The organism is Mesorhizobium sp. M7A.F.Ca.CA.002.05.1.1, assembly GCF_003998335.1.
In the GTDB taxonomy this organism is placed as follows: Bacteria; Pseudomonadota; Alphaproteobacteria; order Rhizobiales; family Rhizobiaceae; genus Mesorhizobium.
The window spans coordinates 1-424 of sequence record NZ_RZQI01001672.1 but is presented as its reverse complement, the minus strand read 5'-3'; the positions used below and the strand labels follow the sequence as shown (position 1 = coordinate 424).

At 57.5% G+C, this 424-nt stretch carries 1 protein-coding gene; it reads left to right on the top strand.

Annotated elements, in window-relative coordinates; translation table 11 throughout:
* Positions 1-19: 19 nt before the first annotated feature.
* Positions 20-424, top strand: a 405-nt coding sequence (locus EN939_RS37715) for a substrate-binding domain-containing protein (RefSeq protein WP_272483153.1), incomplete at its 3' end; no start/stop codon positions are given.

Below are 424 nucleotides of genomic sequence, written 5' to 3'. Positions count from 1 at the left end.
GTTTACCGCTTGACTGGTGATGCACACCATGGATGCCGGCTGGCCTCAGTTGCAGGTCGCCGGAATCAGCAACACGCTCAAGGACCTCGGTATCGAGGTCGTAGGAACCACCGACGCCAAGTTCCAGCCCGGCCAGCAAATCAGCGATCTGGAGCAGATGACCGCCCGCAAGCCGGACGTAATCTTCTCGATTCCGATCGATCCGAAATCTGAGTCCGAAGCCTACAAGAAGGCGGCGGCAGCCGGCATCAAGCTGGTTTTCATGGACAACGTCCCGGTCGATATGGCCCCGGGCAAGGACTATGTGACCGTTGTCGCCTCCGACAATGAAAAGAATGCCTATTTCGCCGCGCAGGAACTTGTCGGGGCGATTGGCGGCAAGGGTGAGGTCGGCATCATCACGCTGGTTTATGACTATTACTAC